At 40.2% G+C, this 26,273-nt stretch carries 22 protein-coding genes; 9 read left to right on the top strand and 13 right to left on the bottom strand.

Annotation, left to right across the window (positions count from 1 at the left end):
• Positions 1–981: a YeiH family protein gene (locus tag C9J48_RS10800; protein ID WP_006229839.1), complete on the top strand. Its 981-nt coding sequence runs from the start codon at positions 1–3 to the stop codon at positions 979–981.
• 48 nt (positions 982–1,029) lie between these two features.
• Here the strand turns inward: C9J48_RS10800 and C9J48_RS27880 are convergent, their stop codons facing one another.
• The 3 genes from C9J48_RS27880 to C9J48_RS10785 all read right to left on the bottom strand — a co-directional run bounded on the left by C9J48_RS27880 (position 1,030) and on the right by C9J48_RS10785 (position 3,109).
• Positions 1,030–1,272: a hypothetical protein gene (locus tag C9J48_RS27880; protein WP_036802694.1), complete on the bottom strand. Its 243-nt coding sequence runs from the start codon at positions 1,270–1,272 to the stop codon at positions 1,030–1,032.
• A 146-nt stretch (positions 1,273–1,418) separates the two neighbouring features.
• The gene (locus tag C9J48_RS10790; RefSeq protein ID WP_006229837.1) at positions 1,419–2,723 is read right to left on the bottom strand and encodes a Y-family DNA polymerase; all 1,305 of its coding nucleotides are present in this window, start codon (positions 2,721–2,723) and stop codon (positions 1,419–1,421) included.
• Positions 2,723–3,109 carry a LexA family protein gene (locus C9J48_RS10785; RefSeq protein ID WP_006229836.1) on the bottom strand — a complete coding sequence of 129 codons (387 nt, stop codon included), beginning with the start codon at positions 3,107–3,109 and terminating at the stop codon, positions 2,723–2,725. The genes C9J48_RS10790 and C9J48_RS10785 overlap by 1 nt, the downstream gene beginning before the upstream one ends.
• A 249-nt stretch (positions 3,110–3,358) precedes the next feature.
• On the opposite strand from C9J48_RS10785, the gene C9J48_RS10780 reads away from it, so the two are divergent.
• Entirely contained in the window at positions 3,359–3,775 is a 417-nt protein-coding gene (locus tag C9J48_RS10780) for an SPOR domain-containing protein (protein ID WP_006229835.1), read from the top strand.
• A gap of 122 nt (positions 3,776–3,897) precedes the next feature.
• Here the strand turns inward: C9J48_RS10780 and C9J48_RS10775 are convergent, their stop codons facing one another.
• The 6 genes from C9J48_RS10775 to C9J48_RS10750 all read right to left on the bottom strand — a co-directional run bounded on the left by C9J48_RS10775 (position 3,898) and on the right by C9J48_RS10750 (position 14,058).
• Complete coding sequence (locus tag C9J48_RS10775; RefSeq protein ID WP_006229834.1) at positions 3,898–4,467, bottom strand: Lcl C-terminal domain-containing protein; 570 nt, start codon at positions 4,465–4,467, stop codon at positions 3,898–3,900.
• Positions 4,468–4,479: 12 nt separating this feature from the next.
• Positions 4,480–5,958: an Lcl C-terminal domain-containing protein gene (locus C9J48_RS10770; protein WP_107281115.1), complete on the bottom strand. Its 1,479-nt coding sequence runs from the start codon at positions 5,956–5,958 to the stop codon at positions 4,480–4,482.
• Positions 5,959–5,972: 14 nt separating this feature from the next.
• On the bottom strand, positions 5,973–8,285 hold the full coding sequence (locus C9J48_RS10765; protein WP_006229830.1) for a proprotein convertase P-domain-containing protein: 2,313 nt from the start codon (positions 8,283–8,285) through the stop codon (positions 5,973–5,975).
• An 11-nt stretch (positions 8,286–8,296) separates the two neighbouring features.
• Complete coding sequence (locus C9J48_RS10760; protein ID WP_006229829.1) at positions 8,297–10,414, bottom strand: TonB-dependent hemoglobin/transferrin/lactoferrin family receptor; 2,118 nt, start codon at positions 10,412–10,414, stop codon at positions 8,297–8,299.
• A gap of 17 nt (positions 10,415–10,431) precedes the next feature.
• The gene (locus C9J48_RS10755; RefSeq protein WP_006229828.1) at positions 10,432–12,441 is read right to left on the bottom strand and encodes a prolyl oligopeptidase family serine peptidase; all 2,010 of its coding nucleotides are present in this window, start codon (positions 12,439–12,441) and stop codon (positions 10,432–10,434) included.
• A 207-nt stretch (positions 12,442–12,648) separates the two neighbouring features.
• Positions 12,649–14,058, bottom strand: coding sequence for an MATE family efflux transporter (locus C9J48_RS10750; protein WP_006229827.1), 1,410 nt, complete (start codon positions 14,056–14,058; stop codon positions 12,649–12,651).
• Positions 14,059–14,227: 169 nt separating this feature from the next.
• Between C9J48_RS10750 and C9J48_RS10745 the strand changes: the two genes are divergently transcribed.
• On the top strand, positions 14,228–15,196 hold the full coding sequence (locus C9J48_RS10745; protein WP_006229826.1) for a LysR family transcriptional regulator: 969 nt from the start codon (positions 14,228–14,230) through the stop codon (positions 15,194–15,196).
• A gap of 128 nt (positions 15,197–15,324) precedes the next feature.
• Here C9J48_RS10745 and C9J48_RS10740 read toward each other — a convergent pair whose 3' ends face one another.
• Positions 15,325–16,668, bottom strand: a complete 1,344-nt coding sequence (locus C9J48_RS10740) for a DEAD/DEAH box helicase (protein ID WP_036802691.1) — start codon at positions 16,666–16,668, stop codon at positions 15,325–15,327.
• A 287-nt stretch (positions 16,669–16,955) separates the two neighbouring features.
• Here C9J48_RS10740 and C9J48_RS10735 point away from each other — a divergent pair, with 287 nt between their 5' ends.
• Positions 16,956–17,561 carry a DUF2238 domain-containing protein gene (locus tag C9J48_RS10735; protein WP_006229824.1) on the top strand — a complete coding sequence of 202 codons (606 nt, stop codon included), beginning with the start codon at positions 16,956–16,958 and terminating at the stop codon, positions 17,559–17,561.
• Between the two features lie 117 nt (positions 17,562–17,678).
• Here C9J48_RS10735 and galE read toward each other — a convergent pair whose 3' ends face one another.
• Positions 17,679–18,695, bottom strand: a complete 1,017-nt coding sequence (gene galE, locus C9J48_RS10730; RefSeq protein WP_006229823.1) for a UDP-glucose 4-epimerase GalE — start codon at positions 18,693–18,695, stop codon at positions 17,679–17,681.
• Between the two features lie 348 nt (positions 18,696–19,043).
• Between galE and C9J48_RS10725 the strand changes: the two genes are divergently transcribed.
• The 4 genes from C9J48_RS10725 (at position 19,044) to C9J48_RS10710 (ending at position 22,658) form a co-directional block, all read left to right on the top strand.
• Positions 19,044–19,964: an alpha/beta fold hydrolase gene (locus tag C9J48_RS10725; protein ID WP_006229822.1), complete on the top strand. Its 921-nt coding sequence runs from the start codon at positions 19,044–19,046 to the stop codon at positions 19,962–19,964.
• Between the two features lie 126 nt (positions 19,965–20,090).
• Positions 20,091–21,140, top strand: coding sequence for a GGDEF domain-containing protein (locus C9J48_RS10720; protein WP_006229821.1), 1,050 nt, complete (start codon positions 20,091–20,093; stop codon positions 21,138–21,140).
• Positions 21,141–21,299: 159 nt separating this feature from the next.
• Entirely contained in the window at positions 21,300–21,827 is a 528-nt protein-coding gene (locus C9J48_RS10715; protein WP_006229820.1) for an NUDIX hydrolase, read from the top strand.
• Between the two features lie 258 nt (positions 21,828–22,085).
• Complete coding sequence (locus C9J48_RS10710; RefSeq protein ID WP_006229819.1) at positions 22,086–22,658, top strand: hypothetical protein; 573 nt, start codon at positions 22,086–22,088, stop codon at positions 22,656–22,658.
• A gap of 149 nt (positions 22,659–22,807) precedes the next feature.
• Here C9J48_RS10710 and C9J48_RS10705 read toward each other — a convergent pair whose 3' ends face one another.
• Positions 22,808–23,359, bottom strand: coding sequence for a GNAT family N-acetyltransferase (locus tag C9J48_RS10705; RefSeq protein ID WP_006229818.1), 552 nt, complete (start codon positions 23,357–23,359; stop codon positions 22,808–22,810).
• Positions 23,360–23,540: 181 nt separating this feature from the next.
• Between C9J48_RS10705 and C9J48_RS10700 the strand changes: the two genes are divergently transcribed.
• Complete coding sequence (locus C9J48_RS10700) at positions 23,541–24,644, top strand: YdcF family protein (RefSeq protein ID WP_006229817.1); 1,104 nt, start codon at positions 23,541–23,543, stop codon at positions 24,642–24,644.
• A 132-nt stretch (positions 24,645–24,776) separates the two neighbouring features.
• On the opposite strand, the gene C9J48_RS10695 is transcribed toward C9J48_RS10700, so the two are convergent.
• Positions 24,777–26,255 carry a cobyric acid synthase gene (locus tag C9J48_RS10695; RefSeq protein ID WP_006229816.1) on the bottom strand — a complete coding sequence of 493 codons (1,479 nt, stop codon included), beginning with the start codon at positions 26,253–26,255 and terminating at the stop codon, positions 24,777–24,779.
• Positions 26,256–26,273 lie beyond the last annotated feature (18 nt).

The raw sequence follows: 26,273 nt of genomic DNA, 5'->3' as shown, positions 1-26,273 counted from the left end.
ATGTCTTCTAATAAGCCTTCTCGTAAACCACATACCTTTCAGTTCCGAGGGAAGCAATTTCAAGCGTCTGACTCTCTGTTTTTTATTATTGCGCTTTTATGCCTGCTGCCTATTATCAGCTCACCAGTCGCGCTTATCTTAGGCTTTACGTTAGCCAGTTTTGGGTTTGTTCCTACCAAACTAAACATAGCCGCAGCCACTAAAAAATTACTCGCTTATTCAATCATCGGTCTTGGCTTTGGTATTCATCTCGACCAAGCAATAGCAGCAAGTACACAAGGTTTTGGTTTAATTGTTGGCTCAATATTTTTCACTCTGACTTTCGGCTGGTTTCTTACAAAAGCGCTACGTTTAGACCAAAAGACCGGACACTTAATTGCTTCAGGTACGGCTATTTGTGGTGGTAGTGCCATTGCTGCAGTCGCCCCTGCGATTAATGCTCGAGACGATCAAACCTCTTTAGCATTAGCAACAGTATTTGTACTGAACTCCATTGCACTGTTCATCTTCCCTGCGATTGGTCATTTACTTGAAATGAGCCAACACGCTTTTGGCACTTGGGCTGCTATTGCTATTCACGATACATCATCTGTGGTGGGTGCTGCGGGCGCTTACGGTGATGAAGCATTACGAACGGCCACAACCATTAAGCTGGCACGTGCATTATGGATTGTACCCATTGCCTTTTTGAGTGCATTACTGTTCAAAGGTGACAACAAGAAAATTAGTATTCCTTACTTTATTTTGTTTTATTGCCTTGCGATTGTATTCGCGCACTTTGTTCCGTCTTTAGAAAGTATTTATAGCCATATCTTCGTTGCCTCTAAACGGCTATTAGTTGTGTGCTTATTCTTAATCGGTTCAGGCATTACCATTCAAAAGCTACGCGCTTCAGGGGTGAAGCCGCTGCTATTAGGCGTTTTACTCTGGGTGGCTATTGGCATGGGCTCTTTAAGCTATATCTTGCTCAATGTAGCCTAAATAAGCTACAAAAAGACAAAACAAAACGAGTGCAGCCGCACTCGTTTTTTATGGGGTAATATCGATATTTTTACTGTTGGTATAATCTGCTTTAAAAACGGGTGTGCTCTCGTTCCCATTATCACTTTCGTTATTCTGTTTCTTATCTGATGATTTAACAGCCCGAATCCACACCAAGGCTAATAAAACCAAAAAAGCGGTAAGATCTAATAATGCCGTAACTAAGCCTGATGTCATCAAAGACCCAAGTATCAACAATAAAACAACCACGGCACCAATCCATTTATACATAAATACTATCCTTCTTTTCTGTTCTATCATTATCGTTAAAGATCAGAGAGAAAGAAAAATACCGTTTACCTCTATGACATAAACAAAGGCTATAAGTGAAGCGGTCTTAATATCTGTTTTGATATAAGAATAACCAAAAAAAGACCCTAGCACTTCGCGATAGGCAATTCGTCAAGCCTCGTTGTCCAGCGGTTAGAGCGAAAAGCTTGCCGCATATGCCAGTTTGTTGACCCAATAACAGATGCTGGCTTAATACCGTTTTTAAATCGAGCATTCACTTGATCGGTAATTACCATAAGATCCCGCCGTTTATGTTCATCAAGTACACTGGTATCAAACATGTCCAATTGAAATCTATCGTTCTTCGCCTCTGTTAATTCATTAAGAATCACACCAATTTTTTGGTATTCATAGCCAGAACGATAGAGCTGCTTTAACTGCAACAAAGCAAGATCAAGAAACTTGTAAGTATCTTGGCTGGGGCACATTAATGGCATTGCGCTACTTCTATTATGCTGTGGTAGGCTTTTATGCTTATTCGTACGTAAAAACACACCCACAACATTGGCTTGGCTACCTTGCTTACGCAGTTTCTCTGCTGCGCGCTGACAATGAAAAGCTAATGCTGCTTTTAATTCATCAAAATTAGAAATACCCGATCCAAAACTTCGGCTCGATAAAATCTGCTTCCGCTTTTCGTCAATGTCTCCAGGATCGATACACGCAACGCCTTGCAGCTCCATAACTGTGCGCGCTAAACCAACATTCCACAGTCGACGCATATCTGCAGGGGTCTTGTTCGCCAGTTGCAGCGCGTTATCTATACCTGTTGCACGTAACCGTGACGCAGTTTTAGCACCTATCCCCCATATATCTTGTATATCTGTTCGTTCAAGAATCCATTGGCGACGTACATCCGAATCAATTTTAATGACACCTTCCACTCGACATTCAAATTGCTTCGCTGCCTGATTGCCTAATTTGGCCAAGGTCGGCGTTGCACCGATACCCACACGCACTGGCAAACCAATATTCTCGCGAATGGTTTTTCGTATTGTTGAACCGTATTGTTCAAGGGTATCAAGCCTGAAGCCATCTAAACGCACAAAGGCTTCATCTATTGAATATTGCTCTACATGAGGGGAAAAACGGTGTAGCTCTTCTATAAACCGCCGGCTCATATCTGCATACAAGGTGTAGTTAGAACTGCGAACTTGTACACCTAGCAGCCGTGCTTCTCGCTCAATTTTGAACCAAGGAGCCCCTCGCTGTATACCTAATGCTTTCGCTTGCTCTGAAACGGCGACACAACAACCATCATTATTCGACAATACCACCACGGGTTTATTAACTAACGAGGGATCAAAAAGCTGCTCACAAGAACAATAAAAGCTCTTTACATCGACCAGTGCCCATACCTGATTTTTATACCCATTAAGGTGATGTGCCATTATACTTTCAACAAGTCATGTATGTTACGTGTAACCACACCAAATATTTCAGCATCTTCTGGTATCGGAAAGGCTCTAAATGTTGGATTCTCAGCTTTTAACCACCATGCATCGTTGTAACGCATTAAACGTTTACAGGTAAATTCATCATAAATGCGCACAATCACAACTCGCCCTGCAACAGCCTGCTCTGCCCGATCAACCACCAGCAAATCCCCGTCAAAAATACCAGCACCGATCATCGATTCACCAGACGCCCTTAACAGAAACGTTGCATTCGGATTTCGAATTAAATATTCATCAAGTTCTAATTGTTCTTGATACCCATCGGCTGGTGATGGAAAACCGCATTTCACCGATTCCATAAATATAGGCAGCGTAAGCATAACGTCCTCGTGTACTTCTCTTGTGCTCGCATTACACGGCAACTGTATATATATACAGTTTAATATTAACTTCGTATAATAGTCACTTCTTGTGAGCCTTTTTTTCTTCACATGAGCAATATTTCACCTAAGCCATTGGTTCGTTTGTATTGGTTCCTTGGTTTTATCTCGATATTATTCGAGATTTGACTTTATTTTTTTAACCATTGGCCGTTATAAACACTATAAAGATCTGTATGGAGACAATTGATGCGTAATGTAATAATTCTTGTAGCGCTGCTATTTCTTTCTGGCTGTGCCACCAGCGAGGCTGAGAGTAATGCCTCAAAAGACTCTTCTCAATGCGTGGGGGTAATGACCACCACCGAAGCATATGGGCATATGGACCCAACACGCTTTACCATTCAAATACTCGCGATAAGCGAAGAACGTGATGTGCGAGGCTATATCAGCGAGATCAAAGGTCAAGATCCTATTTGGGTGAATTGGAAACAGAGCCGTGGTCAAAACTGGTACGCTGTTATTTATGGTGATTTCGCAACAAAAGATGAAGCAAAAAGCGTCATTGATGGTCTATCTTCTAGCATTCGTCAACAAGGCCCTTTCGTACGCAGTTTTGCCGATGTACAAAGTGATAAGAAAACAGACGTGTTCCGCATGCGTTAACTATTGTGGGCTAAGTATTTCTATAAGTACTTATAAGAACGGCAACTAACGAAACAGATACAAAAACGCCAACTCCTACACTGAGCTGGCGTTTTTATTTCAACTAATTTTTTAAACGGTTCTTATTTATTAGCCACTAATAACATTGAATATTCAGCCCAGGCAGAACTACCATCTCGTCGACTAACAGAGCCATCACCTACACCAAACACAAAGAGATCTTTCGACCAATGCGCCGGAGTTGATGACCATACCGTACTAGCATTCGAATAAATATCTTTACCTATATTAGGAAATGCATATTCATTGAGTGCTGGTTGGTAGCATGACGACTCATGAATACTTTGCAGCTCTTTAATATTCGGTAAACGCCACTCTGTAACCCCACCAAATTGATATAAATAATGCTTAGTATTGGTATTAATGTTTTTTACTGTTTGGAGGGCTGGCTGCCACGTTTGCAATAAAGGATCGTTAATACAGCTAGTGCCGTCCCATTTCATACCAACTAAACAACGCATCCATGTTAGATCTGTTTTCAAATCTTTCACTGTACCGTTTTGGCTTACTTCAAAACGGCCATCAGGTGCGGTACGAGGTGCTTGAATACAAATTTGAGCTTCTGTGGCCGCTTGTACATGGCTAGAGCACGCAGAAACAACCAATAATGCAGCCGTTAATATCTTATTCATTTTTCTTATCCCTTATTCTGTAACCAAGCGAACCAATAGCGCATTCTCGTAATAACAACCATCTTCATCAACGGCTTTATCGCTCTTACAAAGATCAATGCCGTAAGTCAGATCCCCAATGGTATCTCCTGCTTGATCTACACTGGTATAAATAAGCGCTTCGGGATCATCCGTTGTAAAACGGGTCGTATTCCAATACCAACCCAGATCATCATTACCACCATTTATATATGGGAAAAAATTCAAGTTCATCCCCGTTAATAAATCAGCATCGTGCAGTCTGCGCGATTCACTCAGATCCAGTAAATCAAATTGCTCGTTAGCGGTGGGTAAACGCCAATCACTGTTGCCACACAGCTTAATTGTATTGATGTGGTTAACATATTGCTCGGTGTTACAAAAATCACTATTTCCATCTGTACTGCACGTCGCAAGAGCGTGATCGTTTTTGTTAGGTGTATAGGTTGCCGTTTTCAGTTCATAGCTTCGGGCTTTATGGCGTGGGCTCGTTACATCATCAACCTTCACTTCCCACATCAAACCAGTATTAAGATCTTTTACACAATCCCAATTCTCGGCACTTTGTGTAAGTTCGTTACCTTTATTATCAATTTTAACCAAATTGAACCCTGACTCTCCATTGCTATCAAGACCATAATCGGCATCTTGCCCAGGAAACTCATCACTGGCTTGAGCTTGCATTTCACCATTTACAAAATGTTGAGTTACACCTGTATCATTAGAACCAAAGGCTTTAAGGGTATTATTTTTAATTTTACTTTTAACTATCGTGATCGCATCTTTATCATTGGCAGCAAAAGCTTTTACAACATATTCAGCTTCAGTACCGACTTTCAATAAGTTTGATTTAAACTCTCCGTTTGCATCAAGTTCTTTCATATACTGTACAAAATTGTCATTAAAATGATTGAGTTTCTGCTTTTCAGCCTCATCAGATAATTCGATTGCGAAAATGTTATCAATATCACTGCTGATATGTGTATTAAGAGATTGTTTAACGCTTTTCACTGCACCTGAAAACAGTAACGGGTTTATCGCATCATTCATTTTTGAAAAAACAAGGGATGATACGGCTGAAACCGTAATAACCTTACCTTCTCCAAACTCTTTCGATGCTGGGCTTACAAGCTTAAAATCATACCCATTAGATAACTTCACTGAATTTACGTTACTGCCATAAACCACGACAGGTTTGGTTAATAACGAAGAGCTGTCACTTTTTAGTGTAAAAGTGCCATCCGTAGATTCGATAACAATATCATTATTATCACACGTCAAATCACTATTAAGATCGACACAAGCCATTATGCCGTCACTGAAACCCTCGCTAATTTTACCTGTTAACGTATACGTTAATTTAGAGTCTGTGCCGCCAGTAGAAACACCATCTAAAACAGAGTCGGAAGATCCATTACAACCGGTTAGTGCAATGCTGACAATTGCACCAACGATGGAAAGTTTAAAATTCATTATTTCACCTATTATTACGGAGTATTTTTTCTTAATTTATTAATGACGACAAGCATAAACAACGACAACCAACCTAGGCTTCCTCCACCCGATCCGCTGTTATTGTCCGTCGCTCCGTTGTTTCCATTGTTATTGTTATTGTTATTATTTGTTTCATCTGTTGCTGTTTCTGGTTTGCTATAACCTGAAATATTCGCGATGCCCCAAGAAACCAGCTCGCCGCTTTCACCCACGACGCGATCAGTTACTTTTAACGTCCAAGTGCCTTCAAGTGATTCACCTTTCAAACGATTAACTTCCTGATTAAATCGGGACATCAATTGTTGATTAAAGTCATCTTGCTGAATGTTGTCATAAGCGAGCAAAGTAATTTCACGGTCGCCGACTGGTGGCGTTAGCGTGACTTTTAAATCAGATATGCGCTTATGTTTGATATGCAGCGAAACTGAAAAATCATTATCCAGCACGGCGGTATCAGTTAAGGTCAGTAAATACGATTTAACGCCAATTTTATTACCCCCAAGCCCCCCTACTGTAGAAGTTGCATCGCTCAAGGCTGAGTTTTCCACTTTTGGAGTGTGCGTCAGTTTAGGTGTACACACGACAAACGGAATGCTGTATTCACCTTGAGTAGGAATTTGCTGGTTATTAAAATCTGTAACCGTTTCAGCATTAAAGGGGAATGCTTCACCACACTGCGTACTATCAGGCACTTTTACTGTGACCGAGGTACGCGCAGCAGTATCAAACGAAGCAATACTACTAAGCGAAACGACATCATCAGACTGTTCAAAGCGGCCAGTAAATGTATGAATGTTTTTACCTGAGATATTAAATAGATCTAATGCAACCTTGGCTTTTCCATCTTTAACCATCAAAAACTGCGGCGCATAAAAAGCGACCGTATTCGTTAAAATATTATGCGCTTTAAACTGCTTAACAAATAAATCACTGTAATTGCTTTGAGGATAGAGCCGTTCTGCCGCTTTTACGATACTTAAAGCAGCGTCAGGCATTGTTACTCCGCCACCTAATGCCGCGATACCTTCCCAAATAATACGGTCGATATGTTCATGTGCGAGTTCACCGTGCTCAGCAACCGCAAGCTTCAATACTTGAAATAAAGGCGTTGACCATAACTGATCGACATTAGAACCATTTCTGACCACATGCGCAGGATACGACACACCGGGTACATAGCGTGCTTCAGCATCATTCAAAATACGCGTACTTGTTTTCGAGGTATTTACCCCATCCCAACTGAATACGATATCGGGTTGAAATGTTTTATTAGTGCGGTAGCGAGAAGAAGCCGCCCAATAATCTCCCAATCCTTCACCAATCGCCCCGGTATCACCGTCACGCCAGCGCTTAACTAAAGAGAAGTTAATCATATGACCCAGCTCATGCAGAATCACATCGGCATCTTCTGCATCTGCAGATACGCCATTGCCAAATACAATCACATTTTGGGCTAAGTACGCAGTTGAATTATCTTTATTACCAAAAAATGCATCAAATTGAACAGGTTCGCTGAAAATGTCGAAACCAAGTTGCTGTAAATACTGCACTGATTTATCAATGTGATAAAACGCCATAGTATCTAAGAACTGTGTATGCTTATTTTCATAATCCTTTATATCTCGCTCTATAGTAAAATCACTTGCCGACGTTATGATCCCTTGCTGGCTAACATCAGCTTCCAAGGCACCATCGCCATCAAGGTCAAAAGCACGTACATCGACAGCCCTAACACGGCTATTTTCTAAATACCGTGTACCAGCCACTTCTGTCACTTCAATATCGGAATACAGTGAATAGGCCGCATTTGATATCACATCGGAATATTCCAATGTTATATCTTCCAATGCCGTTAATGGATCAGGATCAAAAACATTAAGTGACGTGGTAACAATCTGTTTTGCGTTACCCGCAGCAACAAAAGGACCATAAGCTTGCTCTGGTGTATTAAGATCAATCGCTCGATTATCTTCTTTTGCAGATTGGCATTCACTTTCGTCTAAAAGGTGCGTGTAAATTTGCACCACTTCTTTGGTGTTTGTATCGACAGTAACAACCACCGAACTACTACACGCTACAGCGTTAGCAAAGCCTTGATAAAATCGATATTGCGTAGACAACAAGCTCGTTGAAACGCTTTCATTCACTAAGCCAGTTAATGTATAACGCTGCGCGAGTAATTGCTTGGCTTCATCGCTAGACGTTACATAAACAGGGTCTGACGGAAAGTCGATCATACTTGCTAACGGTGAAGAGCAGTAAGAGCCTACAATAGGGAGCAAGAGTGCTAAAAGGTGCTTTTTCATTACAACACCCCTTAAAAGTTATACTTCACGAAGACATTGAAATTACGTCCCGCTTCAGCATTGTATTTTGATTGCGCATCCGACATACCACCTACATCTTGGTAACGTACATATTCGCGATCAAAAAGGTTATTAAGGTTGCCACTAATGAATAGATCGGTAATAGGCTCATAACTTAGGCCTAAATCAACCGTTCCCCAGCCAGCTGTTGTTACACATTCACCATCAGAGCAAGTTGGTACTTTATTCATCGCTGCTGCGAAACTCCACCGCACAAACGCATCAAAATCTTGACTGTAATGAAGCGCTAAATTACCTTCCCATGGGGTCGATGTTTCAACATATGCGCCGTTCTCTTCTTCAGCGGTCACTACGCCAACACTACCAGAAGCGGTTACTGTTTCGCTTATGTCAGCACTTGCCCCCATCTCAAAACCGTATGACTTCACTTTGTCGAGATTCACATATTGAATGGTTAGACGACCATTATCACTGTTCATACCCGTTTGTTTCGTGCGAATGAAATTCTCAAAATCGCTGTAAAACACCGCCGCATTGACACTATAAATACCCATGCGAGATTTCACACCGATCTCAAAGTTGTCGCTGGTTTCAGCTTTCAGATTATAATTCGGTACTATCTCAAATGGCGGTACACCATCATGAGGTACATAGCCATAGACTTTGGCATAATTAGGTGAATTGAAGCCGTGGTTATAGCTAAAATACGTCTTCAGCTCATCGGTAAAGTTATAACCAATCGAAAATGACGGTGATATTTCACTTGATGTGGTATCACTAAGTGCGAAGTTATAGCCATTGCTGGCTAGTTGGTTTTTATCTTTCGGGGTTAACTGGTGAAAATCATATCGAACGCCGAAACCGATATCCCACGCATCCCACATAATGTCATCGTGCGCATACAGTCCAATATTAAACGTATTAGCATCAGCAAAAGGGTTCGTTTGGGAAGTAGATGTAGAGCCATCGCTAATAATGGCTTTTCCAAGCGTTCTTGAGTGTTCTTTAAAAACAGTATCAACACCCCATACTATATTTTGGTTATCAAGGTGACGTTGGAATTCTGTTTTCAACCCCACTTTTTCTTCATCAAACTGACCGTTCTCAAGTAACAGAAATTTGTAATTTATATTTTGAACTAGCTTAGTTTTATACCGTGTTTTATTATTGTTGCTTTTGGTAGATTGGTAGTAGCCTAGCACTTTCGCGTCATCAAATAATACAAAGTCAGCATCGTTGTACAAATACGTCGCTTGATATTTATTAGACGAGGTAACTGTGTTTTCGTTAAAATCACCAGACTTATAGTTATCATGATCATTACGATCCATTGTATCTTCGTAATAAGAAACTTTGGTTTTAATTTCTTGATGTTCACCAATATAAAAATTACTGGTTAAAGAAAGATCAAATCCGTCAACATCTCGATCATATACTTCGCCCGTATAATTCTCAGATTCACCGCCCATCCATTGGCTATAACGAATTAGATGTTCAGAAGAGCCAATACGCTGTGCAAAATTTACTGTGCCTTTTATTTTGTCACTTTCACCCACATAATTAGTGCTGACTTCAACCGCTGTATTTTTACTTGGCGTTAAATAGTCTGATGCATCTTTGGTCGTTATTACTATTAGACCACCAAGGGCACCAGAACCATAAAGGGAGGATCCTGCACCTTTTACTACTTCGAGCTGTTTCGCCGCAGACAGATCAAAACTATTGCGGCCCACTTTGTCGCTTAAATCATCAGCACCGTAACCGTCTCCCGTCTCAACACCATCTTCAATGATTTTAATACGGTTACCACGCATACCACGGATCGTAATATTCTGAGGGCGCCCCGCACCACCGCTTACACTGACACCAGGAATATTCTTCAAACTATCATAAAGTTCTGTTGCACCTTCGCGCTCCAGCTCGTCGGATGTAATAACCGTTACGGAGCCATTCACTTCATAAGGTTCTTTTTCAATTTTTTGAGCGGTTACCATCACGACATTTGTTTGAGAAACAGATGTATTTTGCGATTGTGTTGATGACATATCAGCAGCGTGTACATTTCCGCAGAGTGCAGAAACCGCTACAGCGAGCACTGTCTTATTCATGGGTATACTACTTATTATTATTTATTAAGGTTGGTCAGATTGAGCAAAAATGCGTAATCCATCGCTTGTTGGCGTAGTGCCTTAGTGCGGTCTGTACTGTGTCCAGACTGCAAATCTGTAACTAATAAATAAGGGTTATTAGCTGTCGATAATGCTTTAATACGGGCGGTATATTTAGCTGCTTCCCAGTAAGGTACGCGACTATCAAATAAGCCACTTCGCACCAACATCGCGGGATAGTCTTGTGCTGAAATATTGTCAAACGGACTGTAAGCACGCATCACATTACGTTCTTCAGGCTTATTCGGGTTTCCCCATTCTGCATATTGTTGGCGAGTTAATGGAATAGATTCATCAGACATACTACTTAGTACATCAACAAATGGCACCTGCAGTGCAGCTCCTTTAAATAATTCAGGATGCTGGTTGATTGCTGCAGCGACAAGCGTACCACCGGCACTACTACCTAGTGCTAAAATGTCTCGGTCCACGACCTTTGCGGATGATGACTCTATACGAAATTGCTTCATAACCTGAGCGACAGCAGTAAAATCTTGAATACTATTAAGTCGGTTTACGCCTTTGCCTGCCTGATACCAATCATCACCTTTAAATCCACCACCACGAACATGTGCAATGGCATACACTGCACCTCGATCGACTAATGAAATAATCTGCGGCATAAAATATGGACGCATGGTGACGCCATAAGCACCATAACCGTAAAGAAATACTGGTGAATCATCGGTAAGCATATCCTTGCGGTATACCAGAGATACAGGCACCTCTACACCTTGATGTTTTACACTTATTAATTCTGATACGTAATTATTCGTATCAAATTGGTTATATACATCAGCCTCTGAACTGACTGTTTCACCAGTCTCTATATCAAGCTTTGTCCATGCTGGTGGTTGGCTTAACCCCATGGTACGTACATTAATCGTCTGACTCGCTGGGTTCGTATTTCGAGCCATCCACCCAACAGATGCAGCTTTTGACTGATTATTACTGAATACTTTTTGGCCCTGAAGATCAAAACCTTCCAGTAATGTTATTCCTTGTTTTTTCTCTTCAATCACAATACGGCGACTAGCAAGATACCAACGGGTGAGATCCCCTTTAGGTTCGATAATAGGCGTCCATTCACGTTGCACATCCTGCGCAGTGTAAATTGCAAATTTCCCACCTTGATTCGACTTTATGTAATACTTTCCATCCAACACATCAACATAATATTCGACGCCATTTTTGCGAGGTTTAACTAATCGAAGCGCGGTCTTTGGATCAATACCCGGCTTTTCTTCTGATCGTAATAGGTATTGAACGCTCGTATTATGATTATTACTCTGAATAAGAATGCTTTTCGCATCGGATGCCGTATAAGCAGAAACTAACCAAGCAGGGTTTGTTTCTTGGTATAACATGACTGATGTGTTTGTCTTCATATTTTGCAATACTACTTTATATGGTCGATATGTATTGGCTTCATTTTCAACAACAATCACTTCATTATCTGATTTCCACACCAAGGTATCAGCATACTCACCCAAAAATTGAGTTACTATTTCACCTGATGCTATATCGATTATTGAAATACTATAATTATCATCACCTACCGTATTCTCTGCGATAGCAACTAAACGGTTATTGGGACTAACACTCCAATTCCCTAAACGATAATAAGCATGGTTTTCAGCACGCTGATTCATATTAATCACAACATCTTCACGTTGTTGATTTTTCCGAACCACTACGCCACGAACACCTTTATTAAAGGTTTTATAGTGGTATCCATTAATATCGAACCAAGGTTTTTCTGCTTTATTTCCAGCCATAGCTTCCCATTCATTGAGCAGCTTTTCCTGTGTGCCCATCAATGGTTTTAAATAGTATTCAGATGTCTTATTTTCATTTTTTAAATACGTCAATACCATCGCGTTTTTACGACTATCATCACGTAACCAACATACATCACAAAGAGGATTCTGTAGCATCGAAGCTAACAACACAGAACTTAACAACATAATAAACTTATAGAAGCGATTTTTTGCAAATAATACACATCAATACGAATGAGATCAAGAATGATTCTCATTTAAATTAATTAATGCCCCTTCACGCATTCACGTTAGATATGCTTAAGCAATAAAAAAACCGTTGCTTATCGAAGCAACGGTTTAATAAAAACAACAATATAAGTTACAGTGAACGTTTACTGCTTTTTGATGAAATTACAGTACTGTAATCGTTTGCGGGGTTATATTATCGTTCTTATTAAGGTTATACGCATCTTCATCATTTTGTTTTCTAATCTGGTTTTCAAAGCGTGTTAATGATTTAAATAGCAATATAACTAACATTAAGCCTGTTGCAGCTAAACCAATCGCAAAACCGGCCCATACACCTTTTACACCCATTAATTTCATGAGTAACCATGCCGCAGGTAAACCAATAAGCCAATAGCCGATCACAGTCGAAATCGTTGGCGCTATTACTACCTTCATACCGCGTAATACACTAATCGCTGTTAGCTGCCATGCATCAACAATAAAACACAATGCAACCATAATCATCACTGCAGGTAAGGCTGCAACTAACTCTTGCGCCATTACATCCCCTTCTATGCTGAATACTTGTGTTAAAAACTCAGGCCAAATAATCAAGAACAAACCAATGACGGCACTGGTCGCGGTTACAATAAATAGCCCTTGTTTAGCATACAGCCTTACCATATTTGGTTCACCACGACCAAAATGCTGGCTAACTAAAATAGAAGCCGCTTGTGAAAACCCAAAGGCAATATTCCATGATAAGTTCAAACACTGCATCGCTATCTGATGAATAGCTAATGAAACGGCACCCAACGTACCGGCTAATAATGCGCCACCAGAAAATAAGGCATGCTCAAGTAGTGTCGCGATCATAATCGGCACACCAATGGCCAATAATGGTTTGATGGTACCCAAACGGTATTCATGTAACTTGGAAAATGGATTAAATTGGCGATAACGAGGACGATTAAATACCCAATGCCCATAAACAGCCATAATAATCAACGACGCCAACGACGAACCATAACCTAAACCTGCAATTCCCATGTCCATTCTGAATGCGAGTACATAGCTAATAGGCACATTCAAAATAACCGTTGCAATCGACATCACCATTATCGAACGCGTATCACCAAACGCACTAACAAGGCTTCGTAATACTAACAACATTAAGGTTGGAAGCATTGACCACTTTAATGCATTTATGTAATCCATAGCCAAGGCAACAGCTTGTGGATCTTGATCGGCCATTAATAACCAATCTTTAAGCATGACAAAAAATGGCTGAAGTGTAACGGTAAGTAGTAAAGATAGCAGTATTCCGCCCTTTACTGCGGTGCGAATTTCAGTGTTACCCGCATCAGGTTGTCGTACTCGCTTACCATACGCGATAGCAATTAAATTCGCGACACACCCGACGGTACTACCCGCAATAATAAAGACAAATGAATAAACCGATGCGCCTAATCCGCCACCAGCAATCGCCAGTACGCTCATTTTTGCCATCATCCAGACATCGGTAAAGACCAGTAATTGCGCAACCAGTTGAGAAATAATAAGAGGTATAGCAAGGGTGAGCAGTTTTTTCATTTATTACCTAATCGAAGTAACTAACCATGCTTATTCATTAAGTGGTTATGCACTTACTATTTGAATCCAAGAAACATTATCAGCTAATGTAAAAAAAGTAGCCTTGCTTTTCAAACGACTTTTATGGCACTTTAGCATTCTAAAAACTCATGCGAAGAAATGATGACTAATGATTAAAAGACATACGCTACTACCTTCGTCATTAAATGGGCTACGCGTGTTCGAAGCAGCAGCGAGGCACCTTAGTTTTACCATTGCAGCCCAAGAGCTAAACGTGACACAAAGTGCGGTTAGCCGTCAGATACGTTTATTAGAAGAACAGCTTGGATTTTCACTCTTTATTCGTCAGCACCGTGCTTTAATACTGACAGAAGAAGGCAAAGAAATTGCCTTGCTACTAACTCGCCAATTTAGCGAGCTAAATAACACCATTCACCAGCTTAAACAGCAGGAAGATAACACCCTAAAATTAAATGTTTCAATGAGCTTTGCGGTACGTTGGTTGATCCCCCGTTTGCATTCCTTTAAAGAACAGAATCCCGATTTAGACATCATTATTTCATCAAATATTGGTAATAACGGTAATTATGGTGATCAACTGAATCTCGATTCTGATGATTACGATATTGCGATTTCAAACTACCAAGATCCCACAACAATCAAACAACCTATCGTCTTTTTACGTAAAGAATATTTAGCGCCTGTTTATTCAATGTTATTAGTAAAGGGTGATGCACAACTAACGATTGATGAATTACTAACGTACCCTCGCCTACATCCCACAAAAGATCGTTCTGATTGGCGGGCTTGGTTTGTACAAACGGGGATACAGCAGCCACTCGGTAAGACGGAACTCACTTTCGATACATTAGACATGGCGCTAACATCATGCTTATCAGGACAAGGGGCAACAATTACCGATCTGCTTTTTGTGACGAGCGAACTGAAACAAGGGTTCTTAAAACTGCCCCTTGAAGCAAAAATTATTTATAGCCCATGGAAATATTATTATTACTGCCGAACAAAAAGTGACAAGGTCACAAACTTTATCAATTGGTTAATCAAGGAAATAGACGAAGAAACTGAGCAGCTACTTAATCTTATCAACCAGTATAATTGGCATCCAGCAGAAAGGTGACCGCGTCACTTAATTACAACTCTAATCTTGATAAAAACCACGTACAAAAAAGGCGTCACTGTTAATAACAGTTAACGCCTTTCTTTATTACACGTTACACCGAGGTAGAAACGGGGTAATTAATGTATTTACGCGTCGTCTTTACTTACATCAGTATCACGCTTTTTCTTAGGCTTAAATACATTTTCGCCCACAGCAACGTTATCGTAAAAACGCTTATCAACTTTCTTCTTCGCTTTAGGCGCTGTTGATTTCTTAGCGGCAGATGCTTTTTGATCTGTTGGTTTCTTCTTAATGAACTTTTTCTTCGGTGCAGGTTTAAGACCTTTAAACTTACCCGTTAAACCTTCAAGTATACTGAAAGAAATAGATTGTTGTAAGTAGGCTTCAACACTTTTAAAGCTCTTCCAGTCTTTTGGGCCAACAAGTGAAATTGCGTCACCTTTGTTACCAGCACGACCAGTACGACCCACACGGTGAACATATTCTTCAGCGTGTTTTGGCATATCAAAGTTGATAACGTGCGATACACCATCGATATCTAGACCACGAGAAGCAACATCTGTTGTTACCAAAATCTTATGACATACACGTTCAAACTGACTCATGATGCTGTTACGTTGATTCTGATTTAAGTTGCCGCTTAGTGCGACAGCTTTCAGTTTACGTTCATTCAGCTCAGCCGTTAAACGATCAGTATCTGCACGGGTTGCCGTAAAGATAATAACCTGATTGTAATCTTCAGTCTCAAGCACTTTATCTAGTAGTGCTTGTTTATGATCTAGATGATCACACAAGTAGAAACGTTGTGTAATATCTGTATGTTCTTCGTTTGAATTACCAACAGAAAGACGCTTAGGTGCATTTAGCATCTCTGACGCCATTTCAATCACATCTTCATTATCCATTGTTGCAGAGAACATTAGAGTTTGACGACGACGGTGATTAGCCAATTCGTGAATACGGCGCAATTGAGGTGCGAAACCCAGATCAAGCATACGGTCTGCTTCATCAAGAATCAGCATTTCAAGACCATCAAGGCTTGTGCTACGGTGCTCAAGGTGATCGGCAAAACGACCTGGTGTTGCTACAACAAACATTGGGTCTTTACGGAATTCTTTCACTTGATCGTTGAAGTTTTCACCACCAACAATCAGCGCGCCATCATACGGTGTACCCGCATTTAACGTACGTAATTGAGCAAACACTTGTTTTGCTAACTCACGCGTTGGCGTTAAAATAAGTACACGTTGATCGCGACGAGTAAATGGCTTACCACGATACATACGCTGCATAGCAGGCAATAAAAACGCCAGTGTTTTACCAGAGCCTGTTTTCGACGAGGCTAGCACGTCTTTCCCCATAATAGCCACGGGGACGGCTGTTCGCTGAATTTCAGTTGCTCGATCAAACCCAAGGTGTGTCAGTTTCTTAAGAAGGCGTGGGTCTAATCCAAGATCTTTAAAATGCAAAATGATGCTCCGGTAAAAACGCTCTGATTCAGAGTTTACAATCAATAATATCTCGACCTTTATGTGATTAAGTTCACACAAAAGTGAAAAATGTTAGCTGCAGATTATAGCACAGTATTTCTAAGGTACATCTAAACCTCATGATATAAACTGCAATAAAACACGTAATTTCTGTAATTGCACACTATTTTGTTAATCGGTAGATTAGTGATACTGACCTGCTAAGCGATTAAGTAACAAAAGAAACACTTTATATTGCTTACTATTAACCAAGGAGCTGTTAACCGATGACATTGAATAGATCACTTTACGCTTGGGTGTTAATTTTCTTCACCGTGCTGATTTGGTCTGGTATTCAACCTAAAGACACCTTCACATGGTTTCTTGAGGTTGTACCTGCCATTATTGGATTTATCATATTAGCACTCACCTATCGCTCTTTTCGGCTCACACCATTGGTGTATCAATTGATTTTGATACACTGCGTTATTTTGATGGTAGGTGGACATTACACCTATGCTGAAGTCCCACTTTTTGATTACATTAAAGATGCGTTTGAATTAAGCCGCAACAATTACGACAAAGTTGGGCATTTTGCTCAAGGGGTAATTCCTGCACTAATCTGTCGAGAAATTGTTATTCGAAACAATGTTATCAATGGTCGCTGGTGGCAGTTTTTCTTCGTTGTCTGCTTTTGTTTAGCATTCAGTGCTTTTTACGAATTGATTGAATGGTGGGTTGCTGCGGCTTCAGGGGAAGATGCCGAAGCTTTCTTGGGCACACAAGGTTATGTGTGGGATACCCAATCAGATATGATGCTAGCCTTGATCGGTGCAGTAACAGGCTTACTCACATTACGTCGATGGCATGATAAACAGCTATCGACAATCTAATTCAGTTATTACTCGTGCCAACGAGTTCTAATCATTAAAAAGCCGCTATTCAATCTGTTTTCACAATTGATATAGCGGCTTACTTATTCTAATGTAGTTAACGCATCAATAGACTCGTTATACGTCAGGGTAACCGTTCGGGTTATTTGACTGCCAACGCCATGTATCTGTCGTCATGTCTTCAATCGAAAGCTTTGCTTCCCAATGAAGTTCTACCTTTGCTTTTGCAGGATCTGCCCAACATTCAGCAATATCACCAGGACGACGTGGTGCGACTTTATAGGCAACTTCAACACCTGATGCTTTTGAGAATGCATCAACCATTTGGATTACGCTGCTGCCATTACCAGTACCAAGGTTGTAGATATGCAAACCGGCTTCTGAACCTTTGTAGTTCAATGCCGCTAAATGGCCATCAGCCAAATCAACAACGTGAATATAATCACGCACACCGGTACCATCAACAGTTGGGTAGTCATCACCAAATACAGATAAGAATTCACGACGGCCAACTGCAACCTGAGAGATAAACGGCATTAAGTTGTTTGGAATACCTTGCGGATCTTCACCCATTGTGCCCGATTTATGAGAGCCAACTGGGTTAAAGTAACGTAGGAGCGTAATACTCATTTCTGGATAAGCCAACTGAATATCGGTTAGGCACTCTTCAACCATTAACTTACTGCGACCATACGGGTTGGTGGCACTCGTTGGGAAACCTTCAGTAATAGGCACAGAGGCAGGATCACCATACACCGTTGCAGAAGAACTAAAGATAAGGCTATTAACACCAGCAGCACGCATTGCTTCAACTAGTACCAAGGTACCGTGCACGTTGTTATCATAGTATTCTAAAGGCTTAACAACAGATTCACCTACCGCTTTTAAGCCAGCGAAATGAATAACAGCATCGATTTCATTTTCAGAGAGAACTTTATCTAAAAAAGCACGGTCACGAATATCACCTTGAAAAAACGCAGGCATAACACCCGTTAATGCTTCAATGCGAGCCAATACTGTTTCTTTACTGTTATATAGGTTATCAACGATAATTGGAGTCATTCCTGCTTCAATCATTTGAACACAAGTATGGCTACCGATATAACCCATTCCTCCAGTAACTAAAACACGCATGTTCTCTCCCTAAGTTTTGATTATTAATGAATTTTAAATAACACGCTATTTATAAACAATCTGTCACAAAAAGACATTCAAAAAAACTTTATAGCATGTTATTTAAAACTGACAAGATACGGTTCATATTCTATATGAATATGGCTTAGTATATCTAAAAACAAATGCTTTAAGAATGATACTAGCAATTATAAAGCCATTTTTTTACACATAAAATGACCATTACTTACGTTTATGTGTGATTTGAATATAAAATGTCCATATCAAAATATTACGTTAATGAATAACGTTAAAAACACTGTATAATACACTTTACCAGTTTATGCCATCACCCAAAAGGAATCTTTGATGCCAAGACTATTTCGACATGTTATGCTTTTTTTTGTGCTTATATTTACCCTTTCAGGATGTGAAATTGTTAAATGGAAAGCCACACAAGACGGAGAGTCATTAGTCAGCGCGGGTTACTCTGAGCAGTTTTTACCCTTGAAAGAAGGTGGCAATATAAAGTACTGGATTGGTGGTACGGGTAAACCATTATTGTTACTTCATGGGTTTGGTGGTACAGCAATTTCTACATGGCAAAAAGAAATGATGGCTCTAAGCCAAGACTATCAAGTTATCGCCCCTGATCTTGCTTGGTTTGGTGATTCACACAGTAAAGGTCTCCCCAATTTAACCACCCAAACAAATGCCATTTGGCAACTTATGGATCATTTGAAAATAGACAAAGTGAATGTCGCAGGCATTTCATATGGCGGATTTGTAACCTACAACATGATGACCACACCTGAACGCATTGATAAATCGATCATCATTGCCAGCCCTGGACCGCTATTTTCAGAGAAAGATCTTGACGATTTATGCCTACGCGCAGGGGTTGATAAACCCGAAAACTTATTTGTGCCTCAAAATAGTGATGAAGTAAGACGACTATTTGACAACGTTTTTTATGAAAAGAAATACATACCCGACTTCATTGCCGATCAAATTTACACCAGCTACTTCTCGCCTTGGCAAACAGAAAGAACGTCATTAATTCAGACGCTCATAAAAGATAGAGATCGTATTGCAGAATTCCCCCCTAAAAATCTACCCAATAGCATGGTAATTTGGGGAGACAGTGATCAGATCTTTCCGCTTGAAAGTGGTATTCAGCTCAGTGGGTATTTAAATGCACCAATTGTCGTTATTCCTGAGACTGGCCATGGAGTTACGAACGAGCAACCTGACGTTGTCGTTAAATTAATAAAATCATTTTTGTCTTAAATCAATAGATTACATTTGTTTCTAGAAATAATTAGACATACTCGACATTACTGTTATTCTACAACCGTCAATGCACCACGTTGCGCATTGACGGTTTTTTGTATAACAAGGATGTAAGACCGTATTATGGCAACAGTTATAAAAAGTACTCAACTTGAATCCTCTAATTTTGCATACATAGAATTAAGTGAGAAAACGCTTCAAAAACAACTAACTATTCTCTTCCCATTTTCAGGCATGATTTGCGCTATCATTGCTTTCACCTATTTTGTCTCTAACGTTCCTGTTAACTTCACCTTTTCTGCCGTTATCGGCATGGTCATTTGTTATACACTTTCAGTCATTAATAGATATAAAATAAACCCCTATTTACTTATTTGGGTTTTCATCTTTTCAACAACAGCAGCCTGTGCACTAGGGTTTTATGCCGACAGCTCTCGCCATATCAGCAATACCATTGGTCTGACTATTCCATTATTGTGCTTCTTTGCGTTACAACAGAAATACGCTTGGTGGTATAGCTCATTATTTGGTTGTTTCTACATTGTACTGGGCGTCGCTGAAGTCTCTGATAAACAACTTCAAATAACGGAAGCATTACAAAACATCAGCGCATATTCTATTGTTGTAATTATGGCTTATTTACTTGCTCGTCATCGTAATGAAGCGATAGCACGAGTAAAACAAACAGCAACTACCGATTTTTTAACCGGCTTACACAATCGTTCTGGGCTATTGCCGATTTATCAAAGTGAATCAGCACGTAGTCAACGTTATTTACGTGATTTCTCTATGCTCGTTCTAGACATTGATGGCTTTAAAGCTGTTAATGACCGCTACGGTTTACATGCCGGCGATCAAGTATTGATGATGCTCGCTAAGTGCTTACGCGAGAATACCCGTAAAGGCGATCACCTCGCTCGAATCGGTGGTGAAGAGTTTTGTTTACTGCTGCCCGAAACTGACATAATAGCCGCTGAAGAATTCGCATCTCACTTAAAAGATGAAATTGCCAGTTGGTCTTTAGAATTAGAGTCGGGGCATAACGTCAGTATTACCGTTAGCATTGGTATTACGCCTATCGAGTTTCAGGAATATAGCTTTGATTACATGAAAGCAGACAGCGCCCTACATCGTGCAAAAAGCTGGGGACGCAGCCAAATTGCAATTAGCTAGAAGTGGTTCATTCTGGTTTTCACTCAATGCTCATGACTTATAGATAAGCTTGGCAGTATCAAAAAGCGATTTCATCAGGTTTATCACCTACAATGAAATCGCTTTTTTTATATTATATATGCCCAAGCTACTGGCTTGTTAAATGTAACGGAGTTGCCAATGTCTACCAAAACGTCTGCCAAAACACTTTATCAATGGAAATGCTTTTCAATAGAGCAAGAGCATCACCAACTACCTGATGGTCGAAACATTGAATTCACCACAGTAAAACATCCAGGGGCAGTTATCATTGTGCCGATTAATCACTCAGGCGATCTTGTTTTGGTACATCAGTATCGCCCAGCGATTAAGCAATGGATTCTTGAATTTCCAGCAGGTACGTTAGAAAGCAAAGAAGACATTCTAAATTGCGCAAAAAGAGAGCTCGCAGAAGAAGTAAACCTGAAAGCTGAAAGTTGGCAAAGCCTTGGTGAACTTCTGCCTGTACCAGGGTTTTGTGATGAGATTCAGTACTTATTTCTCGCTCAAGAATTATCAGAAACGGCTGGAGAATTAGATGACGATGAAGTAATTGAAGTCGTCACCATGTCTGTTAATGAGTTTGAACAAAAAGTATTAAATAATGAGATTCAAGATGGCAAAACATTAGCGACCTATCTTAAACTAAAGATGATGGGCATTGTTTAATATCCTTTGAATAATCAAATACTCTATAAATTAATCAATGGTCATCATCTTTCGCAGCCAAAAGTGCTGATACTGGTATCAATTGGCATGAAATGTTCAACTTTTATGAGCTTTAATAGACATCTCGAAACTTATCAGTATCATTCCCCTGATGATCCAATTTCGTTCATGTAAATGGTTCATAATAAAGTACGTAATTTGTACACCAAATATGTGAATATGCTTCAATAAGCTTATTCTTGCAAAAAAGGTTAGCTCGTGATTAGAGAAAATACATTTACACCAATCAACAATTGGACCAAGCCTTTCGTTTCTGAAGTTGCAGAGGTTTTAGCATTACTACGCGAATACGGTTATGAATCAGCTAAGTTAGTTAAACTTACTGGCATTTCTGAACGCAGATTTTGTGATTGGACTGCTGGCTATAAGAAAGAACCGTACGAGGTTTCATACATTCCATATACTTGCTGGTGTTTTCTTGTTGCTTTAGTAGGCAAGCCTAATATAAATAATCGCGGTAATGCGCTTTCTGTCGATGTACGTAAAGTATTATCTGCATTTGATCGCAATGCTTTTTTACCTGCTAATAAATTTGTTTCCCCTTCACGTTTACAGCTTAATCGCGTTGTCGGTGAAGGCGTATTCACTGGTTTGACGTTTACTGATTTAGCTGAATCATTCAACTGGAAACTAGACCACTTTGAAGACAACTTAGAAAAGAACAATATTCCTTTTCTAAATTGGTGTCTGATTTTGATGTATCTTGGCTTAGATATTCAAAAAATGATTTTAACGGATCTTGATGAAGAGCTGATCATCGGACAAAGCTAAGTGCCATAGAGTATGAATTGATTCATCTCTAACAATGCTTGAATACAGATTTAAAATGAAAGGTCTTAGATACTTGTCGTATTCACAGCGACAGTACTAAGACCTTTTTTGTCAGTACAAACACGTGTACGCATCAGCTTAATTATAATTCAACATTTACTAAATGAACGTTCATAAAAAACAACCCCATCAGGTGAATCGCCTGTTGCTTCCTTGAACCCATTATTTTGTAATAACTTAATTGATTGAGCATTACCCACATCAACGCCACCAAGTAACTTAGAGACTAACTGAGAACGATTGCACCATTCAATTAGCCCTTCCATGAATTCATTCGCATAACCTTTGCCCCAAAACCGCTCATCAAGAAGATAACCAATATGCACATTGGAACCAGACTCTTTTGGACTGGATACATAGAAAAAAATGAAACCAATAATTTGATGACTCTCTGATTGCTGGATAATGAGGAAATGGCTGTTAGTTACCATCTCATTTATCCATTTGCTTGCAGATTCAACACACTGAACTGATTGAAACTCGGGAGGAAGAGATTGAGTTACATTTGGTGTTAATATTTTAAAAGCAACACCCGATAATTCTGCTTCAGAAATAGACTGATTTAAAACACTCAGTACATTACTCACCTTCAGCCGTTCAGTGTTAAAAGAGCACGTTCGAAAACTATATTCTTGAGTCATGCATCACCTTGTTGTCTTTTAGCCTAGCGTTTCGTTTAACTGAACATACATCAAAGCGGAGCTTGATTCCAATTTCACATATTCCTGCAAAATAACTGTAATTTTTGATCATCAATCACAAATTTTTCTTCGAGAATTATCTATATTGCAGTCCAAACTGTGAACTTAAGTGACTAATATAATGAAAAAGACAATTCTTGCTTTTACTCTTGGTAGCCTATTAACCCTTTCTTCTTCCACACTTTTTGCTGCAAATCAAACAGATACTCAGCAAAGCATTCAGGCAACTGTCGAATATAGTCAGTTCACTACAAAGCGTCAGGTTGTTGACCAATTACTCATTGATGCGGCAACTGCATTCAAATCACCCGCTCGTATCTCACATGCTGGCTTTACCGCAAAAATGCCAAGCAACATGGAGATAGTGACTAATCGCCTGCTAGAAGCCTACGACTTAGAACCTTATCGTACCGATTTGTTAATTTCTGCCGCGAATGCACAGATCTATAACAAGAACGCTGACCGCGCAATTGAGCTTTTTGAAAAAGTATTAAGTGTTGCACCTGAAGATGTAGATGCACATTCTTACCTTGCCGTGTGGCAGCACTTTACAGGCAACGATACAGAATCAGCAAAACATATGAAGGTACTGGAATCACTTAATCCAGGACGTGCCGCAGACATGCAACGTATTTTTGATACAGTGAATCGCATAGTGGAAACCCCACTTAAAACCACGTTTGATAAAGCACAAGACGGCAATACCGCTATCATCACATTAGGCTATGCCCTAAACCCAGATGGCAGCATGCATGACATACTCATTCAACGTTTAGAAATGACATTAGCCTTTGCTAAAGAACAACCTAAGTCGTTAATCGTACTAACTGGTGGTGTGCCGAAAAACCATAAAACTGAAGGTAAGTTAATGGCAGATTGGCTGGTAGAAAAAGGGATAGACCGCAGTCGTATTATTGAAGATAACTATGCACGCAGTACGGTAGAGAACGCGCTGTACAGCAGCTATGCCCTAGCCCGTCACGATATTGATCATGCCACTATTATTAGCTCTGCAAGCCATGTACGCCGCGGACAAACATTGTTTGAAATCGCAAGCTGGCAGACTGGTCCTAAAGACATTACGTTTGATACTGTTTCAGCCGCAGACAAACCACTCGACGAATTAAAAGTACCTACAGATGGTGAGCTTCTAGGTATCTACCGCGATGCACTTCGTACGTATGGCATGTGGAGCTACCGTTCGTACCCATTAGAGCAACGTTAATTTCGACGTTTCCTCTAAAAGAACAATGTAGTAATACATAAAACAAAAGCCCGTGTCACATTGCGATAATATCGGATGTTACACGGGCTTTTTTAGTTCTCTGAATAATGTGCGTTAAGGTTTTATCGCATATTACTTAGTAAACTTATCAGCCCATTCAGGCCACAATTTATCAAGCTTCATATATTCTTCAAGTGTATCGGCAACACGATCAATGCCCTGCTCGCGTATTAGATCAAAATCAGGGGTTTGCGTAGCTTCTAGCCCCGCCCAAGATAAAATGGCATTGCATGCTTCAGTCTGTTCAAAAATACCATGTAGGTATGTTCCGAACACTTGATTATCAATGCCGAGTTGGCCATCTGGTCCGTCTTGAAGTTGCACTGGGGCATTAGCCTTAATGCCCGATGTAATACCAGCGTGAATTTCATAACCACGTACAGGTACAGCTGGTTGTTCAGGTAATTGAAGTGTACCAACGGTTTGCTTAAGCTGCTTTTCAGGTGCAAGTATGGTCGACGTTTGTAAGTAACCAAGACCTTGGCTTGTACCAGCATCCCCCTCAATTCCATCAGGATCGGCAATATTTTCACCCAACATTTGATAACCACCACAAATACCCATCACTTTGCCCCCTAAGCGCAAATGACGTTCGATCTGCTTATCCCAGCCTTGCTCGCGTAAGAAGGCTAAATCGCTTCGCACACTTTTGGTGCCAGGAATAATAATAAGATCAGTAGGAGGAATTTGTTGCCCTTTACCTACGAATTGTAAATTCACTTGTGGGTGCATACGCAACGGATCAAAATCTGTATGGTTGCTTACCCGTGTTAATATCGGCACAACCACATTGAGTTGCTCATCAGCCGCTTCGACTTGCTGAACATTGATCGCATCTTCCGCTTCTAACATCAAACCATGCAAGTACGGTAAAACACCCAAGACTGGTTTACCGGTTTTGTCTTCAAGCCAATCAAGACCAGACTCAAGTAACTTTATATCGCCGCGAAAACGATTAATAACAAAGCCAATCACACGTGCCTGTTCTGATTCCGACAATAACGCCAATGTGCCGTACAAATGCGCAAAAACACCACCGCGATCAATATCTGCAATAATGATGACTGGCACATCTGCATTTTCAGCAAAACCCATATTTGCGACATCGTTTTCACGTAAATTAATCTCTGCAGGGCTACCTGCACCTTCTATGATCACAGTTTGGTATTCATCTTGTAAAATACCAAAAGATTCCATGATAGGTCCCATCACGACTTTTTTATAACCGTTGTAGCCTATCGCATCCATATCTGCGATAGCTTTACCTTGAACGATAATTTGAGCACCAACATCGGTATTAGGCTTCAGCAATACAGGGTTCATGTGTACTGTTGGTTCGATACATGCAGCTTGTGCTTGAACCGCTTGTGCACGACCAATTTCACCACCATCTTTTGTTACTGCACTATTGAGTGCCATATTTTGAGATTTGAAGGGAGCAACTTGAATCCCTTTTCGCGCAAGTACTCGGCATAAACCCGCTGTAAGTACGCTTTTACCTGCGTCTGATGTTGTTCCCTGAACCATTAATGCTTGTGTGGTTAATTGCATCTTTTTCTCATTCTATAT

Origin of the sequence: Photobacterium profundum (assembly GCF_003026285.1) — a bacterium.
GTDB classification, from domain to species: Bacteria; Pseudomonadota; Gammaproteobacteria; order Enterobacterales; family Vibrionaceae; genus Photobacterium; species Photobacterium profundum.
The sequence above is the reverse complement of the archived record's forward strand: the minus strand, read 5'-3'. Positions and strand labels throughout refer to the sequence as shown.

Excerpts from the sequence above, each read along its gene's own strand:
- C9J48_RS27880 (WP_036802694.1), bottom strand. The coding sequence starts at position 1,272 with ATGTATAAATGGATTGGTGCCGTGGTTGTTTTATTGTTGATACTTGGG.
- C9J48_RS10695 (WP_006229816.1), bottom strand. The coding sequence starts at position 26,255 with ATGCAATTAACCACACAAGCATTAATGGTTCAGGGAACAACATCAGAC.
- C9J48_RS10790 (WP_006229837.1), bottom strand. The coding sequence starts at position 2,723 with ATGGCACATCACCTTAATGGGTATAAAAATCAGGTATGGGCACTGGTC.
- C9J48_RS10750 (WP_006229827.1), bottom strand. The coding sequence starts at position 14,058 with ATGAAAAAACTGCTCACCCTTGCTATACCTCTTATTATTTCTCAACTG.
- C9J48_RS10760 (WP_006229829.1), bottom strand. The coding sequence starts at position 10,414 with ATGAATAAGACAGTGCTCGCTGTAGCGGTTTCTGCACTCTGCGGAAAT.
- C9J48_RS10700 (WP_006229817.1), top strand. The coding sequence starts at position 23,541 with ATGAAAAAGACAATTCTTGCTTTTACTCTTGGTAGCCTATTAACCCTT.
- C9J48_RS10785 (WP_006229836.1), bottom strand. The coding sequence starts at position 3,109 with ATGCTTACGCTGCCTATATTTATGGAATCGGTGAAATGCGGTTTTCCA.
- C9J48_RS10755 (WP_006229828.1), bottom strand. The coding sequence starts at position 12,441 with ATGTTGTTAAGTTCTGTGTTGTTAGCTTCGATGCTACAGAATCCTCTT.
- C9J48_RS10720 (WP_006229821.1), top strand. The coding sequence starts at position 20,091 with ATGGCAACAGTTATAAAAAGTACTCAACTTGAATCCTCTAATTTTGCA.
- galE (WP_006229823.1), bottom strand. The coding sequence starts at position 18,695 with ATGCGTGTTTTAGTTACTGGAGGAATGGGTTATATCGGTAGCCATACT.
- C9J48_RS10800 (WP_006229839.1), top strand. The coding sequence starts at position 1 with ATGTCTTCTAATAAGCCTTCTCGTAAACCACATACCTTTCAGTTCCGA.
- C9J48_RS10735 (WP_006229824.1), top strand. The coding sequence starts at position 16,956 with ATGACATTGAATAGATCACTTTACGCTTGGGTGTTAATTTTCTTCACC.
- C9J48_RS10765 (WP_006229830.1), bottom strand. The coding sequence starts at position 8,285 with ATGAAAAAGCACCTTTTAGCACTCTTGCTCCCTATTGTAGGCTCTTAC.
- C9J48_RS10780 (WP_006229835.1), top strand. The coding sequence starts at position 3,359 with ATGCGTAATGTAATAATTCTTGTAGCGCTGCTATTTCTTTCTGGCTGT.
- C9J48_RS10745 (WP_006229826.1), top strand. The coding sequence starts at position 14,228 with ATGATTAAAAGACATACGCTACTACCTTCGTCATTAAATGGGCTACGC.
- C9J48_RS10775 (WP_006229834.1), bottom strand. The coding sequence starts at position 4,467 with ATGAATAAGATATTAACGGCTGCATTATTGGTTGTTTCTGCGTGCTCT.
- C9J48_RS10770 (WP_107281115.1), bottom strand. The coding sequence starts at position 5,958 with ATGAATTTTAAACTTTCCATCGTTGGTGCAATTGTCAGCATTGCACTA.
- C9J48_RS10705 (WP_006229818.1), bottom strand. The coding sequence starts at position 23,359 with ATGACTCAAGAATATAGTTTTCGAACGTGCTCTTTTAACACTGAACGG.
- C9J48_RS10715 (WP_006229820.1), top strand. The coding sequence starts at position 21,300 with ATGTCTACCAAAACGTCTGCCAAAACACTTTATCAATGGAAATGCTTT.
- C9J48_RS10725 (WP_006229822.1), top strand. The coding sequence starts at position 19,044 with ATGCCAAGACTATTTCGACATGTTATGCTTTTTTTTGTGCTTATATTT.